The following is a 15,078-nucleotide window of genomic DNA, read 5'->3' as shown; positions in this document are numbered from 1 at the left end:
GGGCGCTCGCTGACGTCACACTCCGCCATCGGAATCCGACAACACGACATGACGCAAGGAATGCGAAACCCCGGCGTGCGCATCGCGCTGGGTGCGACGGTGCTGGTCCATGCCGGTATCGCCTGGTGGCTGCTCGGGCTACGCGAAGCGCCGCCGGTCGACAGCACGATCGCGCTCCAGGTGGCCTGGATCGACCGGCCCGCGACGCCATCGCTGCCCGCCTTGCCGGAACGTCCGGCTCCTGCCACGACGACGCGCACACGGCGGGTCTCGACGTCGGCCCAGCCGCGCCCGCTCCAGTCGGTCGACGTTCCCGCCGCTGCGAGCCCCAGCGAGCCGTCATCGCCGGACGCGGCCGCGCTGCTCGACCAGGCCCGCGACTGGGCACGGACGCAGTCGCCGCAGCCGGCTTTCACCCACGACCCGCTGCAGCGACGGCCGCCGCCCGCCGCGGATGGCCGCTTTGCGATGCGCGGCCCCATCACGCCCGAGGACATCGCCAAAGGCATCGGCCAGTTGTTCGGCGGCGCCGGGTATACGCAGGATCCCTGCCCGCAGATCCGGCGCAACATCGCCAACCTCGGCACCGGCGGCGACACCGAACTCGCCAGCGAGGAAATCCGCCGGCTTCGCCAGTTCTGCCTCTAAGCGGCGGCGTCGCTTCCGAGCCCGCGACTGATCCCGGCAGCCACCCGCTCGGCCTGGCCGCGCAGTTCGGGCATCGCGATCGTCTCCCACAGATCGCCGATGCGCAGCGCACCCAGCGTCCACAGCCCCTCGACCGGCGCGCCATCGGCGCCCAGCACCTGGCCCTCGCCGCGGGTCGCAATGCCCATGCCGAGCGGACCGGCAGCAATCAGGCCGCGCGAAAGCATGGCGGGCAGGAGGGCGCCGGGGGCACGCGCGGCGCGCTTTTCCATGCCCGTCGCGTTGATCACTACGTCAGCGGACATCGACCTGGGCGCACCGCGCCGCGGCGTCCAGTCCACGTGCAGGCGACCATCGCGCGCGGCGATGGCAGTGAGTCGCCCTGCCTGCAGCGAGAACTGTCCACTCTTGGACATGGCATCGACCGTTGCCGCGACGCCGGGTGCGATGCGATGGCGATGGATGTCCCACTGCCGGACCGCGTGCCGCAGGAAACGGCGTTGCTCGGCCTCGGGCCAGGCCTGCCACAGCGCGCGCACATGCGGGCGCAGCCGCTCGAGCGTGTCCTGCCAGGGCCGTCCCTCTTCAACCGATTCGGCGGCCCAGCGCCGCAGCAGGCGCATGCGCGCGCGTACCCCGAGCGGCAGCAGCTCATCGATGCCGCCAGGCTGCGGCACGGTGCCCGGCGCGTGCGCAAGCGGCATCAGTCCGTTGCGCGACAGCGCGCGGATGCGTCCACGATGGCCATTGGCCTCCAGCGTCAGGAGAACGTCGACCATGCTGAGCCCCGCACCGACGATGCAGACGTCCGCGTCCACGGGCACGGCCGCCACCGCCGCGTAGTCCCACGCCTCGACGAGGCCAGGCACATCGCCACCGCCCGGCAAGGCCGCGGGCAGATTGCCGATCGCGAGCACGACATTACCCGCGCGCACTTGCCGGCCCGAGGCGAACGTGACGGCGAACCCCTCGCCCTCCTGTGCGACATCGACTGCGGTGTCCGCGAGCATGGCCAGCTCTGCACGCGCCGGGTGCGCGTCCAACCGCGCCTGCAGATAGCGGCCGTAGAGCTGTCGCGGCGAGAACCAGGCCGCCAACGCGGCCTCATCGAGACCCGCAGATTCCGGCTGCGTGCGCAGGAAGTCGACGAAGTCGCCCGGCGCCGCATCGAAGGCGCTCATGCGGGCGGCATTGACGTTGAGCACGTGTTCCCCGCGGGGGGTGGAATAGGCTGCGCCACGCGCCGGCAGCGGCCGCGGCTCGGCCAGGGCGATCCGCAGCCCCGGGGTGTCCAGCAGGTGCAGCGCCACGAGCGCCCCGCAGGCACCGCCGCCGATGACCAGCACATCGACGCTTGCATGGGGGGCGGGATCGGGCGCGGCTGCGGACATGGTGAGGCCTGGAGAGACTAAGGACGCTTAGTATCCCATCCGCCCCGTACCATGGCCGCCGCCGGCCGCGTGCCGGCGCATGGGACGGCGCGTCTCGCGGGGTACCGGCTCGAAGACGATGGAGGTTGCGTGGAACTGTGGTTGACGCTGGCGGTGATGTCCGGCGCGATATTCCTGTTCGTGACCGAGAAGCTGCGCGTGGACGTGGTGGCGCTGCTCGTCGCGACCGCCCTGCTGGTGCTCGGCGTGGTCACCCTGCCCGAGGCGCTGTCGGGCTTCAGCAACCAGGCCACGGTGATGGTCGCCGCCATGTTCGTGCTCAGCGGCGCGCTGCAGCGCAATGGCGCCGTGGTTGCGATCGGCGACCTGCTGGCGCGCATCCGCAGGCCCTGGCTGTTCGGGCTGGTGATGATGGTGCTGGTGACGTGCGTCGCCGCATTCGTCAACAACACCGCGACGGTCGCGGTGTTCCTGCCGCTGGTGCTCGCGGCCACCACCGCCAACCGCTGGGCGCCATCGAAGTTCCTGATCCCGCTGTCGTACATGTCGCAGACCGCAGGCGTCTGCACCCTGATCGGCACTTCGACCAACCTGCTGGTCGACTCGATGGCGCGCGAGAGCGCCGGCGTCGGCTTCACCCTGTTCGAGTTCGCGCCGCTGGGCATCGTGTTCGTCGGCATTTCGATGCTGTACCTGACGACGGTCGGCCGCCTGCTGCTGCCCGACCGCGGCGTGCCCGGCAGCGGTTCGGCCGACACGATCGGGCGCTACGTCGCCGAGCTGCTGGTCCCCGATGGGGCGACGGTGATCGGCCGCGCGCGCGGCGAGATCCTGCCCGAGGGCCATGACGAGGTCGAAGTCCTGGAGCTGCTGCGCGACGGCCGCGCGGTGCGCGGCGCCGATGCGCGCGTCGAGGCCGGGGACCGTCTGCTGCTGCGCGGGCTGTGGCAGGACATCGACACTGCGCGCAAGTCGCTCAAGCTCAGGTTCGACCATGTCGCGCGCGATCTCGACGGCGACGTCAAGGCCGAGCGCCTGCATGTCGAGGTGATGGTCGCGCCGGGCTCGCACCTGATCGGCCATACGCTGTCGGGGATGCGCTTCGGCCACACCTATCGCGCCCGCGTGCACGGCCTGCATCGACGCCAGCTGGGCGTGCACCGGCCGCTGGACCAGGTTCCGCTGACCGTTGGCGACGTACTGCTGCTGGATGCGCCGATCACGGCCATCGCCGACCTGCGTGGCGACCGCGGCCTGATCGTCATGGGCTCACGCGCGCAGCGCAAGGTGGACACGACAAAGGCCACGCTGTCGGCAGTCGTCATGGCCGCCGCGATCGCCGCCGCTGCGCTGGGCTGGATGTCGATCGTCGCTTCGGCGCTGCTGGGCTGCATCGCCCTGGTGGTGCTGCGCCTGATCGATCCCGACGAGGCCTACGAGGCCATCGACTGGCGCGTGATCCTGCTGCTGGCCGGGATCATCCCGCTCGGCATTGCGCTGCAGAAGACCGGCGGCGCAGCGCTCGCGGCCAACCAGCTGATCAATCTCGTCGGCCATTACGGGCCCACGGCCACGCTGGCCGCGGTGTACCTGATGACCTCGACGCTGACCGAGTTCATGAGCAACAACGCCTCGGCCGTGCTGCTGGTGCCGATCGCATTGGCGACCGCCGACTCGCTGGGCGTGGATCCAAAGCCCTTCCTGATCGCGGTCGCATTCGCCGCGTCGACCAGCTTCGCCACGCCGATCAGCTACCAGACCAACACCATGGTCTACACCGCCGGCAATTACCGCTTCAGCGATTTCGTCAAGATCGGCATGCCGCTGAACATCATCTTCCTGGTCACCGCCACGCTGCTGATCCCGCGCTTCTTCCCGTTCTGACTGTTCGGCGGCCAGGGGGCGTGGCACCCTGCGCGACGGTCTGACGGGGAAAGTACGGATGCGCCAGGTGCTGATGATCGCCGCGTTGCCCCTGTCGGCAGCCGGGCTGGGCCTGCTGATGTGGAGCGGCATGACCACCGCGCTGCTGCAGCTGCGCCCCCCGGGGTCGGCCGCGCTGCACCAGCTGCAGCTGATCGGCATGCTGATGGGGAGTGCGCTCCTGGTCTGCGGCATGCTGGTCCGGCGCTTCGCGCCCGCGCCCCGTCTGCCCACCGCGCCGCCCGGTCGACGCACCCGGCTGCTGGTCTGGACCACGCTCGGGATCTCCGTATTCCTGTGCGCCCTGCTGATCTCGGGCGCGTGGATGCGCGGGGGCGTGTGGCTGGCGGTCCTGGGTGTCGTCCAGATGCTCGTGGCGTTCGGTGCCGTGGCGGCGATGGCGAGCGACCATGCACGGCCGCCGTCACCGCCCGCCTGGCAACAACCGCTGGTGCTGCCGGTGCACCTGCTGCTTGCGATGAGCACCGGGCTCGCCCTGCTCTACCTGCTGATGGACCGGTTGCTCGTCTCGGGCAGCGATGGTCGCACCATGCTCGGGACACTCGCCGGCCTCGGCATCTGCCTGGCGCTGTTCAAAGTGGTGTACTGGCGTGCGATCGACCGGTTGGCGACCGCCGCTTCGCGCGCCCATACGTTTCACGCCCCGCGCGTCGTGGTACTTGCGCTCGCCGCGGGTGTGCCGTTCGCGGCGTGGCTGCTGGCGCCGTCCGGCACGGTGCCGGCGACCGCGCTGCTGGTCATGGCGGCATCGGGCGTATGTGCTGCCGCGGTGCTCGAACACCGGCTGTTCCTCGGCGAAGGTGCGACGCCCGCGCGCGCAGCCGGTCACGTTTCCTGAAGCCCGCTTCGATCGTCCGGGCGGCTTGATGGCCCATCGACCGCTGCCCCGGCATACTTCACCTGTAACCGCTTCCATGACTGGATGACATGCTTGCAGGCTGGTGGTTGGCCGTCGCGGGCCTTCCGATCTATACCCACCCGCTCCCGGCTGCGCCGGAGCAACCCGCCGTCACTGCCGTGTTCTCACGGCAGGTGCCGCTGCGTCGCCCCTGCTATCGGCTCTCATGCCGGGACGTGGAATGGGTGGCTGGCGCTGCGCGGCCGCGGATCTGGTCGCCGAAAGCGCCTGGGGTTCAACCGCGCACGGTCGCCCAGCCGCTGGTCAAACTTCCTGATCGTCGCTTCGTTTCCCTGCACTCGCCCTTCTCGAGCCGCGAGTGGACCCGCGCCGGCGGCAACCACGTGCGCTGGGACGCCAGCTACGGGCTCGAGGCGATCCGCAGTCCCGAAACCCTGTTGCGCGTCGAGTTCGGCACTGGCTTCCGCATCGAGCCCTATACCGACTACGGCACCGCGGCGATGGGACCAGTCGCCCGCGGGCAGCTGCAGCTGTCGCAGGAACTCGGCAGGCACGCCTCGTTCACCCAGCAGGTCCAGGTGGAGACCGGACGCGAGAACACCTTCCTGCGCCAGACACTGGCGTTCGATTACGAACTGTTCCCGCAGTGGACCCTGCGTTCGGACTTCGAACTGCGCCACGACACGCTCGGCAACGGCGGCCGCGGAAGTACCGATACCGAAGGCTCGCTCAAGCTTCGCCGGGTCTTCTGAGTTCGACCGCGAAGGTGGCGCACTGCTTCGGGCACACGCTTCCCCGGACGTCCGAGGCTCAGCTCAACCCGGCAGAAATGCCCCGGCGCCCGCTTCCAGCAGCAACGCCGCGACCCGCGCGCCCAGGGCCTCGCCCTCGGCCGGGGCCGATTCGCCGCCCGCGCGCACCGCGCGTCCATCAATCGCCGAGCCCACCAGGCCTTCGAGCCGCAGGCGATCGCCTTCCAGCCAGGCGTAGGCGGCCACGGGCACATGACAGCTGCCGTGCAGGGCGCGATTCATCGCGCGCTCCGCCTCGACGCAGCGCCGCGTGCGCGCATCGTCGAGCGTGGCGAGCAGGTCCCGCAGCTGCGGGGCATCGTCCCGGCATTCGATCGCGATCGCGCCCTGCGCCGGGGCCGGCAGCCAGTCGGGGGCGTCCAGCCGCGCGCGGATGCGTGCTTCCAGCCCGAGCCGCTGCAGCCCCGCGCAGGCCAGCACGATCGCGTCGTACTCGCCGGCATCGAGCTTTGCCAGGCGCGTATTGACGTTGCCGCGCAGGTCGCGCAACTCCAGATCCGGCCGAACTGCGCGTAACTGCGCCTGCCGACGCAGCGACGAGGTCCCCACGCGCGCGCCTGGCGGCAGCGCCTCGACGCTGTCGAAGGCATTGCTGACGAAGGCATCGGCATGATCGGCGCGGGCGAGGATGGCGGCCAGGGCGAAGCCCGGCTCCAGCTCCATCGGCACGTCCTTGAGCGAGTGGACCGCGCAGTCGGCGTCTCCGGCCTGCATGGCGATCTCGAGTTCCTTGAGGAACAGGCCCTTGCCGCCGATCGCGGCGAGCGAACGGTCCAGCACCTCGTCGCCGCGCGTGCTCAGCGGCACCAGGACGACCTCGAGCCCGGGATGGCGGGCACGCAGGCCAGCGGCCACGTGCTCGCTCTGCCACAACGCAAGCGGGCTCTTGCGGGTGGCGATACGCAGACGATCCATGCCGGCATTATCGGCGATCACCGCCGGCCGCGTCTGCCGCCGGTTCAGAGCTGGCGGACGGCTTCTCGCAACTGCGAGACGCAGCGCCGGCTGACCTCGAGCGGCCGGTCGCAGTGGCGCAGGACCGCGTGCACGTGTCCGTCGAGATCGCGCCGCAGTTCGACCAGCTCGTGGCGTGCGACCAGGCAATTGCGATGGATGCGCAGGAACCGCTCGCCGAATTCGTCTTCGAGGGATTTCAGTGACTCTTCGACCAGATCCTCGCCGCGCGCATGATGCACGACGACGTATTTCTCCTCCGCCTGCAGGTAGCGGATTTCCTCGACCGGAATCAGCCGCAGGCTGCCGCGCAGCCGCGCGCACAGATGAGTGCGACGCTTCTCGGCGCCGCTGTCGGCGTCGGGTGTTGCGCGCCCCGCGGTGAACGTCCGCGCGCGTTCGATCGCCGCCTGCAGCCGCTCGGGTCGTACCGGCTTGACCAGATAATCGACCGCAGCCGCTTCGAAGGCCATGAGCGCGTGCGCATCGTAGGCGGTACAGAACACCACTGCCGGGCGCGGCTCGAAGGCGCTGAGATGCCGCGCGACCTCGAGCCCGTCGATGCCCGGCATCGCGATGTCCAGCAGCACCAGCGCCGGATCGTGCGCGGCGCAGGCTTCCAGCGCGGTGCGGCCGTCGCCGGCCTCGGCGACCACGACAACGCCCGCGTGCTGTGCGAGCAGCATGCGCAGGCGCTCGCGCGCGAGCGGCTCGTCGTCGGCAATCACGACCCTCATGGCGTGTGGCCCCCCCGGACCTTCGCGGCGCCGTCCATCGGCACCGGCACCTGAATGGTGCACGCATAACGGCCTTCGTTCCACCCGTAGCGCATGCGTGCGCGAGGACCGAACGCGAAGCCGAGCCGGTGGGCGATGCTGCCCTGGGCATGGCCGGCACCCTGCGCCGGGGCGCTGTCGGGCGGCAGGGACGGATTCGCAACGCCGATCTCGAGCACCCCGTCCTCGATCGCCAGCCGCACCTCGATCGTGCCGCCCTCAGGCAAGCGCGAGATGCCGTGCAGCACGGCGTTCTCGAGAATGGGCTGCAGCGTCAGGCGCGGCATCTGCAGTGTCCACGGGAGTTCGCCCCGGCGGTCCCACTCGACACGCAAGCGGTCACCGAGGCGCAACTGCTCGATCGACAGATAGCGTTCGGCCAGGGACACCTCATCGGCCAGCGTCGACGCGCCGCCGGCGCCGAGCGCAGCGCGGAACAGATCCGACAGATCCAGCACCGCGCGCTCGGCCACGATGGGATCGCGCCGCAGCAGTGTGGCGATCATGTTCATGCTGTTGAACAGGAAATGCGGGCGGATCCGCGCCTGCAGTGCGTCCGCTTCGGCACGCGCATGCGCCGCCACCTGCGACTGCCACCGGTCGATCACGTAGAAATAGCGAAGCGCGATCGCCGTCAGCAAGGCGACCACCGCCCCGCTGCCCCCGACGAAACGACCGAAGCCGGGCAGGCCTTCCCCATTCCCGACGCTCGCGAAGAGCCCGTGCACGATGGCCGATGCGATGAGCGCGATCGCCATTGCCAGCACCACCGCGGCCATCGCGCCGACGCGCAACGGCAGCCGGGACAGCGGGCGCCGGCACGCGCACAGCAACACCGTGACCGAGAGCGCGAGCCACAGCGCATAGCCGCTTGCCGACACGAACGCCCGCAGGTCCCAGGACGCTGCAGGATGCGGCACCAGCAGCACGACGAGCACGGTGAGCTGGGCCAGGCCCAGCATCGCCAGCAGGCGCGGCAACCTGCACAGGTCCGGCAACCAGAGGCCGTCGGGCGCCGGCGTGGCCATGCTCAGCCGGCCGCGAGCCGGCGTTCGAACCAGTCGCCGATGGCGACGATTTCCTCGGCGCAGACCGAATGCGGCATCGGATAGACATGCCAATCAACATCGAAACCGGCATTGCGCAACCAGCCGGCGCTCTGTTCTCCGGCAGCCAGCGGCACCACCGGATCCTGCCGGCCATGCGCCATGAACACCGGTTGGCGCGAGGCGCCCTCGGCCAGTGCGGCGTCGGCGGTACGCGGCGCGGGCAGATAGGTGGACAGGCCGATGAGGCCGGCCAAGGGGGCGCGCCGACGCAGCCCGGCAGCCAGTGTCACTGCGCCGCCCTGGGAGAATCCGGCCAGGATTACCCGCGACGCGGGTATGCCGCGCTCCGCCTCGCGTTCGATCAGGGCATCGACCTGTGCCACCGACTCGAGCACGCCGGTCTCGTCGGCTCGGCTGGCCAGATCGAAATCGACGATGTCGTACCACGCGCGCATGCGCACGCCATTGTTGATCGTGACCGGGCGTACCGGCGCATTGGGGAACACGAAACGCAGGGCTGGCCAATGCGCACGCACCAGCTCGGGCACCAGCGGGACGAAGTCGTTGCCGTCGGCCCCCAGACCATGCAGCCAGATCACGCTCCACTCAGGGGCGGGACCGGTCTGGTGTTCGATGCAGTCGAGCAATGCGGGTGTCGTGGAATCCATACATGGGTGCCGGCTGACGGTGCGCCAGTGTAAGCGCTCGCCGCCGGCCGCCTAGGCGTGGGTCGCGCGCGGCGCTCCCGCGGTCGCCTGCGTCTGTGCCTCGGCGCGCAGCGCGGCCGCGCGCACGAGGACCTCGGGCGGTGACTGTTCTTCGGGCGTCGCGAACAGACCGGCACGACGCATCGCCATACCGATCGTGCGCGAGGAGGTGAACCGCACGATCGGAATCGAACCCGCGAGTCCGATGATCATCGGCGACATCCACAGCACCAGCACCGGCGAAAGCCACCAGGCGCCGACTCCCATCACGAGGCCCAAAGCCGTCGTGCCGTAGTAGTTGCGCCACAAGTCGCCCCAGGTCTGACGGCCATCGTCGCGCCGCTGCGCATCCCACCCGGAATCGCGCCCGGCCAGCACTTCTGCCACGCCGCGCGACTGCACGTACATCGTCACCGGTGCCATCAGCGCTGCAAACACGTTCTCGATCAGCAGGCTGACAAAGCCGCGCACCGCCCCGCCGCTGCCGTGGCGCATGCGCGGATCGGCCAGCGTGGCGATGTATCCGAACACCTTGGGCGCGAACAGCAGTGCCATCGTCAGGACGAAGACGCCGAGGAAACGGCCGTCGTCGATCGCCATCCAGTACTGCGCCGGCGAGACGCCGTCGCCCAGGACGCCGTGCTGGAGCGGGATCGCCAGACCGATCAGGACCAGCATCGCCCACAGTGGCGCGGTGAGGTAATGGCCGATGCCGATCAGCAGGTGCCAGCGGCTGACCCAGTGCAGGCCGCGCGCGGGCAGTACGCCCCCGTGCTGCAGGTTGCCCTGGCACCAGCGGCGGTCGCGCACCAGCATGTCGGTCAGCGTCGGCGGCCCTTCCTCGTAACTGCCTTCGAGCGTCGGCACCATGTGCAGCGCCCAGCCGCCCCGCCGGATCAGTGCCGCCTCGACGAAATCATGACTCAGCACCGCGCCGCGGAAGGGCGTGGTGCCCTGCAGTTCGGGCAGACCCCCGTGCGCGGCGAAAGCGGCAGTGCGGATCAGCGCATTGTGGCCCCAGTAGTTGCTCTCGGCGCCGTGCCACCACGCCACGCCGTGCGCGATCACCGGGCCGTACATGCGGCCGGAGAACTGCTGCATGCGCGCGAACACCGTCGATCCATTGACGATCACCGGCAGCGTCTGCACCAGGGCGACATCGGCGTTGCCTTCCATCGCCGCGGCCAGACGGACCAGCGTGTCACCGGTCATCAGGCTGTCGGCGTCGAGGATCAGGAACTGCGGATACGCCCCGCCCCAGCGACGCACCCAGTCGGCGATGTTGCCCGCCTTGCGCTCGCGGTTGTCCTCGCGGCGCCGGTAGTACAGCCGGGCCTGCGGGAATGTGCTGCGCAACCGCTCGAACGCGAGGACTTCGCGCCGGTGGATGGCCTCGTCGCGCGTGTCGCTAAGGACGAACAGTTCGAAATGTCCGCTGCGCCCCGTGGCCTCCAGGGATTCCTGGATCGCCTGGAGCCCCGCGAACAGGCGTTCGGGATCCTCGTTGTAGGTGGGCATCAGTAGCGCGGTCCGCTCGCGCAATGCCGGCAGCGGCGCAGCCGGATCGATGCCCAGCCGTGCGGGCCGTCGCATCAGCACCAGCGCGAACCCCGCGAGCGAACTGGCGAAGGACTGCACGATCCAGGCAAACAGGGGCACGAATACCAGCAACAGCAGACCTTCGAGCAGATCGATGCCGCCGACGCGCAGCAGCCACCAGATCTGGTAGGTCGCAAAGAGTGTCAGGATCGCGGACATCGTCACGATGAACGCCCGCCGCCAGGCCATGCCACGGGGCGCGCTGGGAAGCGGGCGCCGGGCGAGGCGGCCTTCGTGCAAGGACTGCACCGGCATCTGCAGCGGCGATGCCTCGGGCATCGTCAGGGTTTCGATTACGGTCACGCGCTCCACCGGTAGGTCCAGGTTTCCGAGATGGCCCGACCGCCGCGATGCAGGCGCATACGCAGCTCGCTTGCGGCGTCGCCATCGGGCGCGAACTCGAAGGCCGCCCGCCAGCCGCCGCCGGGTCGGGCATGCACGACGGGATGGGTGACGGTGCCACGACTGGCGGACACCTCGATCTCCGGAATCGCAGCGCCCGCCTCGCCCGCATCGCCGTCGAAGTCGACGACGATCAGGCGGACGCTGCGGTCCTTGCCCGGACGTGCGCCGATGCGGGTGGCCTCGACAGCTGCCAGCCCCGGCTTCCACCGGGGCGACGCCGTCCAGTGCAGCCGGTAGCGCCACCGGCTCTCACTGCCTGCTTCGAGCGGCGCCTGCGGTCGCCAGAACGCGACGATGTTGTCCTGGTACTCGTCTCCCGTCGGAATCTCGACCAGGTGCACCTCGCCCGGCCCCCAGTCGTCGAGCGGCTCGACCCAGGCCGAGGGCCGGTCTTCGTAACCGGCCTCCGCATCCTGGAAGTCGGAGAACGTGCGCTTGCGCTGCATCAGGCCGAATCGCCTGGGGGAGCGGTCCTGGAAGCCGCTGTGCTGGATCGCGGCGGGATTGCGCAACGGCCGCCAGACCTGCTCATCGGTACCGGTCCACAGGGCCAGTCCGTCGGAATCGTGCACCGCAGGGCGATAGTCGTCGACGCCGCCCCGGTCCGAGGCGTCGAACTGGAACATGCTCGTCAGCGGCGCAATACCCACATGCGGCAGGTCTACGCGCGGGAACAGGCGTGCATCGACCTCGAATATGGTCTCCTCCCCCGGGTGGATGCGAAACCGGAATGCACCCACAACGCTCGGCCCGTCGAGCAGAGCGTCCAGGGTGATCGTGTCCGCGCCTGGCTCGGGGCGATGCAGCCAGAACGCACGGAACGCCGGAAACTCTTCGGGCCCCGGGTCGCCACTCCCCAACGCGATACCGCGCGCCGAAAGACCGTAGCCCAGCCCCTTCGCCACGGCCCGGAAATAACTGGCGCCGAGGAACACGCAAAGCTCGTCGAAATACCCGGGGTTGTTCAACGGCGCGTGCAGACGGAAGCCCGCAAATCCCAGTTCCGGCTGCAGGGCCGGGGTGGGGTTGGGGCCGTAGTCGAAGAGGCTGGTCGAGAACGGCACCTGCTGGGCGCGACCGTCTGCCACGACGTGGATGTCCACGGGTGGCTTGAACAGGAAGCCCCGATGAAAGAACTGGGCCTGGAACCTGCTGCCGGGTAGATCGCGCCAGAGCGCCTTGTCCGGGCGATATCGGAAGTCGCGATAGCGGTCGTAATCGGCCGCCGCCAGCACGGCCGGCAGGGTCTCGTCCGGCGGCGCGTACGGGCGGGCCGCAAGCTCGCGCGCCAGCTTCCACACGGTGTCTGCATCGAACGCCTCCGAAGGGGCGCCCTCTGCCGCAGCTGCAAGCGCGGGCCACAGCCCACCCAACAACGGCACGGCCATCGCCGTCGTCAGAAAGTCGCGTCTTCGCACCGAGGGCCCACCATGTCGTATTCAGGTCGCGGCAATGTAGCCGCGTCGGTGTAAGAATTTGCGAAATTCCAGGTCGCAGCAGGAGTGCGTGTTCTGATTCAGGCAGGCGAAGACGCCGGGGCGACCGCGTGGGGGCCCGGAAGCCGTCACTCGAGCTGATGCCATCCGGTCGATCCAGCCGATCAGCGTTCTGGTCCAAGGCGATCGACCCGCTTTAACCAGAGCCAGGGGAGACGTGGCGGCCCGCGTCCCTCCGAAGATCTCGCCACGCACGCCGCGAGCAGATGCGTCCCGGGAACCGCGCTACGTGCCGGGCTCTGCTTCGGCGGCGTCCGCCGGACGGGACGCTTGCGAGGGGGCGCAGTCCGGCAACCCTGAGGTAGCAATTCCGGCCCAGGCACGCTCGGCGAAATGTGCGAGGGTGCCTGCATGGAGCACCCCCAAGCCTTACGCTGTCCGGGCCACAAGGGGAGCCCACAGTGACTGTTCGAGCCAGCGCGACTGACGACACTTCCCGCCGGAGCGGTTGTCCAGCAGTCGACCGAGCCACTTCATGCGGCACGTGGCTTCGGCCGGTGCCACCTGGGCTCTCTGGCCGACCTGGCGCGGAATGCCGCCGCGCGCGCTTGGGCGTGGCGGCGCGATGGCAACCAGCGTCGATCGCCACATGCGCAAGGACGGCGCTGGGGGTCACCCGTGGCTGATCCCATGGTCCAGCCCGGGGCGCGCACGGCGGACGCACACCTGCGCCTCACGCCCCAGGCGGCGCTTGTGCGCCTGGCGCCATTCGTCCTCGAGTTGGAAAGCAAGGCCCAGGGCCGCGTTGCGATCGGACTCGCCGGCGGACCAGGATCAGGCAAGTCGACCCTTGCCGCGGAACTGGTCGCCATGCTAAATCACGATGATCCTGCCCGCGCCGCGCTGGTGCCAATGGATGGCTTCCATATCAAGCACGCCAGGCTCGAGGCCTTGGGTCACACCGACCGCAAGGGCGCCCTCCATACATTCGAAGCTAGCGACTTCGTCCGCTTCCTGCGCCGCATCAGAAGCGCAACGGTGCCGGTTAGCGGGCCCCTGTATTCGCGCGATACGGTCAGTTTTGTTAATCACTAACAAAACCTTAAGGAGGCGGGCGTAACCAAAAACGTCTAAAACAGATAATCCCGACGGCAAGCGGAATAGCGGCGTTTCTTCACGCGAACACGACACTTTCGGCGAGCACACTCGGCGCGCAGTTGTTGGCGAACGTTCAGTTTTTGGGTGCCCAGCGCCGGCAGATCCGCCACGCGGAGAGCCGGAATAGCCGTACTGCTACTCAGGACGAGGTCACCCGTGCGTGCTTCCCTACTTACTGCGGTCGCGCTGCGGGGCCTGTTGGCCGCCACGCTCGGCCTCGGGCTTTCCAGCCCCGCCCAGGCCCAGGTCGCCAACACCACGGTGATCACGCCGCCTTCTGGCGTCATAGACAGCAACCCGTCGAATAATACGTCCACTGTCACCACGCCACTGGCCAGCGTGGTCAGCAGCAGCAAGGCTGCGTTTCCTGCTAGTGGCAGCACGGTGATAATCGGGCAGCAGATCAGCTACACGCTGACCGACGTCCCCCCGCTTTCAGTAGCGGGACCGTTTGGAGCCCGGGGTTACTGTAGCTGAGCTTCTGCCAGTTGTTTTGCGTGGGCGGCGGGCGTCAGCCCGCCGAGTGATTTCTTTGGTCGTTCCTCGTTGTATTCCTGCCGCCAGCGCTCGATCTCGCTTCGGGCATGCAGCAGCGTCGGGAACCAGTGTTCGTTGAGGCATTCATCGCGTAGGCGCCCGTTGAAGGACTCGACGTATGCGTTCTGATTCGGCTTACCCGGCTGGATCAAGCGCAGCATCACGCCCTGCTCGTGCGCCCAGGCCACCATCGCCTTGCCGCAGAACTCCTTGCCGTTGTCCGTTCGGACTATCTTCGGCAGGCCACGGCTGACTGCCAGGCGGTCGAGCACACGACTGACCCCGTGCCCGGAAATCGCGCGTTCGACTTCGATCGCCACAGCTTCGTGGCTCGCGTCGTCCACGATCACCAGGCACTTGATGACGCGGCCGTCGGCTGTGCGGTCGAAGATGAAGTCCATCGACCACACTTCATTGGCCGCAACCGGACGGATCAGCGGTTGCCGCTCGCCCACCGGCACCTTCTTGCGCTTGCGTCGCCGCACCTGCAGCTTGGCCTGCTGATACAGCCGCTCCACGCGTTTGTAATTCACGGCATGGCCGCCTTGCCGCAGCTTGAGATAGATCATGCCCACGCCGTAGCGCCTGTGCCGATGCGCCAATGCCTGGATCTGCTCTCGCAGTTCGACATTGCGATCCGGACGAGGTGTATAGCGCAGTGCGCTGGCGCTCATGCCCACCACGCGCAAAGCGCGCCGCTCGCTGAGGCCTTTACCTGCCATGTAGCGCACCTGCTCGCGACGGGCCGGTGCGCTCACCATTTTTTTCGCAGCACGTCCTTGATCACCTCATTCTCGAGGACT

The 15,078-nt window shown here is 69.0% G+C and carries 13 protein-coding genes and 1 pseudogene; 5 read left to right on the top strand and 9 right to left on the bottom strand.

Features of this window, described 5'->3' with window-relative positions; all coding sequences use genetic code 11:
- Window positions 1-60: 60 nt before the first annotated feature.
- On the top strand, window positions 61-648 hold the full coding sequence (locus EGK76_RS00070) for a hypothetical protein (protein WP_123831057.1): 588 nt from the start codon (window positions 61-63) through the stop codon (window positions 646-648).
- Here the strand turns inward: EGK76_RS00070 and EGK76_RS00065 are convergent.
- Window positions 645-2,039: an FAD/NAD(P)-binding protein gene (locus tag EGK76_RS00065; protein WP_123831056.1), complete on the bottom strand. Its 1,395-nt coding sequence runs from the start codon at window positions 2,037-2,039 to the stop codon at window positions 645-647. The two genes, EGK76_RS00070 and EGK76_RS00065, sit on opposite strands and share 4 nt — an antisense overlap.
- A 129-nt stretch (window positions 2,040-2,168) precedes the next feature.
- On the opposite strand from EGK76_RS00065, the gene EGK76_RS00060 reads away from it, so the two are divergent.
- The 3 genes from EGK76_RS00060 (at window position 2,169) to EGK76_RS00050 (ending at window position 5,594) form a co-directional block, all read left to right on the top strand.
- The gene (locus tag EGK76_RS00060) at window positions 2,169-3,923 is read left to right on the top strand and encodes an SLC13 family permease (RefSeq protein WP_158613411.1); all 1,755 of its coding nucleotides are present in this window, start codon (window positions 2,169-2,171) and stop codon (window positions 3,921-3,923) included.
- Between the two features lie 58 nt (window positions 3,924-3,981).
- Window positions 3,982-4,821: a hypothetical protein gene (locus tag EGK76_RS00055; protein ID WP_123831054.1), complete on the top strand. Its 840-nt coding sequence runs from the start codon at window positions 3,982-3,984 to the stop codon at window positions 4,819-4,821.
- 89 nt (window positions 4,822-4,910) lie between these two features.
- Complete coding sequence (locus EGK76_RS00050) at window positions 4,911-5,594, top strand: DUF481 domain-containing protein (RefSeq protein WP_096296424.1); 684 nt, start codon at window positions 4,911-4,913, stop codon at window positions 5,592-5,594.
- A gap of 63 nt (window positions 5,595-5,657) precedes the next feature.
- Here EGK76_RS00050 and hemC read toward each other — a convergent pair whose 3' ends face one another.
- From hemC to EGK76_RS00020, 6 genes are read right to left on the bottom strand one after another with little or no spacing between them, the layout of a single operon-like run.
- The gene (gene hemC / locus EGK76_RS00045; protein ID WP_123831053.1) at window positions 5,658-6,569 is read right to left on the bottom strand and encodes a hydroxymethylbilane synthase; all 912 of its coding nucleotides are present in this window, start codon (window positions 6,567-6,569) and stop codon (window positions 5,658-5,660) included.
- 44 nt (window positions 6,570-6,613) lie between these two features.
- Window positions 6,614-7,345: a LytTR family DNA-binding domain-containing protein gene (locus EGK76_RS00040; RefSeq protein WP_096296426.1), complete on the bottom strand. Its 732-nt coding sequence runs from the start codon at window positions 7,343-7,345 to the stop codon at window positions 6,614-6,616.
- Window positions 7,342-8,412 (bottom strand): histidine kinase, encoded by a 1,071-nt coding sequence (locus EGK76_RS00035; protein ID WP_123831052.1) that lies wholly within the window; start codon window positions 8,410-8,412, stop codon window positions 7,342-7,344. Before EGK76_RS00035 ends, EGK76_RS00040 begins: the two co-directional genes overlap by 4 nt.
- Before the next feature lie 2 nt (window positions 8,413-8,414).
- Window positions 8,415-9,101 carry an alpha/beta hydrolase gene (locus EGK76_RS00030; protein WP_123831051.1) on the bottom strand — a complete coding sequence of 229 codons (687 nt, stop codon included), beginning with the start codon at window positions 9,099-9,101 and terminating at the stop codon, window positions 8,415-8,417.
- Between the two features lie 51 nt (window positions 9,102-9,152).
- A complete protein-coding gene (mdoH, locus tag EGK76_RS00025; protein WP_123832010.1) occupies window positions 9,153-11,018 on the bottom strand; it encodes a glucans biosynthesis glucosyltransferase MdoH in 1,866 nt (621 codons plus the stop codon).
- Between the two features lie 20 nt (window positions 11,019-11,038).
- Window positions 11,039-12,532, bottom strand: a complete 1,494-nt coding sequence (locus tag EGK76_RS00020) for a glucan biosynthesis protein (RefSeq protein ID WP_233580109.1) — start codon at window positions 12,530-12,532, stop codon at window positions 11,039-11,041.
- 738 nt (window positions 12,533-13,270) lie between these two features.
- Here EGK76_RS00020 and EGK76_RS00015 point away from each other — a divergent pair.
- On the top strand, window positions 13,271-13,675 hold the full coding sequence (locus EGK76_RS00015; protein WP_123831049.1) for a hypothetical protein: 405 nt from the start codon (window positions 13,271-13,273) through the stop codon (window positions 13,673-13,675).
- 35 nt (window positions 13,676-13,710) lie between these two features.
- Here the strand turns inward: EGK76_RS00015 and EGK76_RS00010 are convergent, their stop codons facing one another.
- Both EGK76_RS00010 and EGK76_RS00005 read right to left on the bottom strand, forming a co-directional pair.
- Window positions 13,711-14,094 carry a hypothetical protein gene (locus EGK76_RS00010; protein ID WP_123831048.1) on the bottom strand — a complete coding sequence of 128 codons (384 nt, stop codon included), beginning with the start codon at window positions 14,092-14,094 and terminating at the stop codon, window positions 13,711-13,713.
- A 108-nt stretch (window positions 14,095-14,202) separates the two neighbouring features.
- Window positions 14,203-15,078: pseudogene (locus EGK76_RS00005) on the bottom strand (IS3 family transposase); the annotation flags it as partial.

Source organism: Luteimonas sp. 100069, assembly GCF_003813845.1.
GTDB classification, from domain to species: domain Bacteria; phylum Pseudomonadota; class Gammaproteobacteria; order Xanthomonadales; family Xanthomonadaceae; genus Luteimonas; species Luteimonas chenhongjianii.
Note: the sequence above shows the minus strand (reverse complement) of the source record. Positions and strands in the feature narration are given on the sequence as shown.

Excerpts from the sequence above, each read along its gene's own strand:
- EGK76_RS00065 (WP_123831056.1), bottom strand. The coding sequence starts at position 2,039 with ATGTCCGCAGCCGCGCCCGATCCCGCCCCCCATGCAAGCGTCGATGTG.
- EGK76_RS00015 (WP_123831049.1), top strand. The coding sequence starts at position 13,271 with ATGGTCCAGCCCGGGGCGCGCACGGCGGACGCACACCTGCGCCTCACG.
- EGK76_RS00035 (WP_123831052.1), bottom strand. The coding sequence starts at position 8,412 with ATGGCCACGCCGGCGCCCGACGGCCTCTGGTTGCCGGACCTGTGCAGG.
- EGK76_RS00070 (WP_123831057.1), top strand. The coding sequence starts at position 61 with ATGCGAAACCCCGGCGTGCGCATCGCGCTGGGTGCGACGGTGCTGGTC.
- EGK76_RS00055 (WP_123831054.1), top strand. The coding sequence starts at position 3,982 with ATGCGCCAGGTGCTGATGATCGCCGCGTTGCCCCTGTCGGCAGCCGGG.
- EGK76_RS00030 (WP_123831051.1), bottom strand. The coding sequence starts at position 9,101 with ATGGATTCCACGACACCCGCATTGCTCGACTGCATCGAACACCAGACC.
- mdoH (WP_123832010.1), bottom strand. The coding sequence starts at position 11,018 with ATGCCCGAGGCATCGCCGCTGCAGATGCCGGTGCAGTCCTTGCACGAA.
- EGK76_RS00040 (WP_096296426.1), bottom strand. The coding sequence starts at position 7,345 with ATGAGGGTCGTGATTGCCGACGACGAGCCGCTCGCGCGCGAGCGCCTG.
- EGK76_RS00020 (WP_233580109.1), bottom strand. The coding sequence starts at position 12,532 with ATGGCCGTGCCGTTGTTGGGTGGGCTGTGGCCCGCGCTTGCAGCTGCG.
- EGK76_RS00050 (WP_096296424.1), top strand. The coding sequence starts at position 4,911 with ATGCTTGCAGGCTGGTGGTTGGCCGTCGCGGGCCTTCCGATCTATACC.
- hemC (WP_123831053.1), bottom strand. The coding sequence starts at position 6,569 with ATGGATCGTCTGCGTATCGCCACCCGCAAGAGCCCGCTTGCGTTGTGG.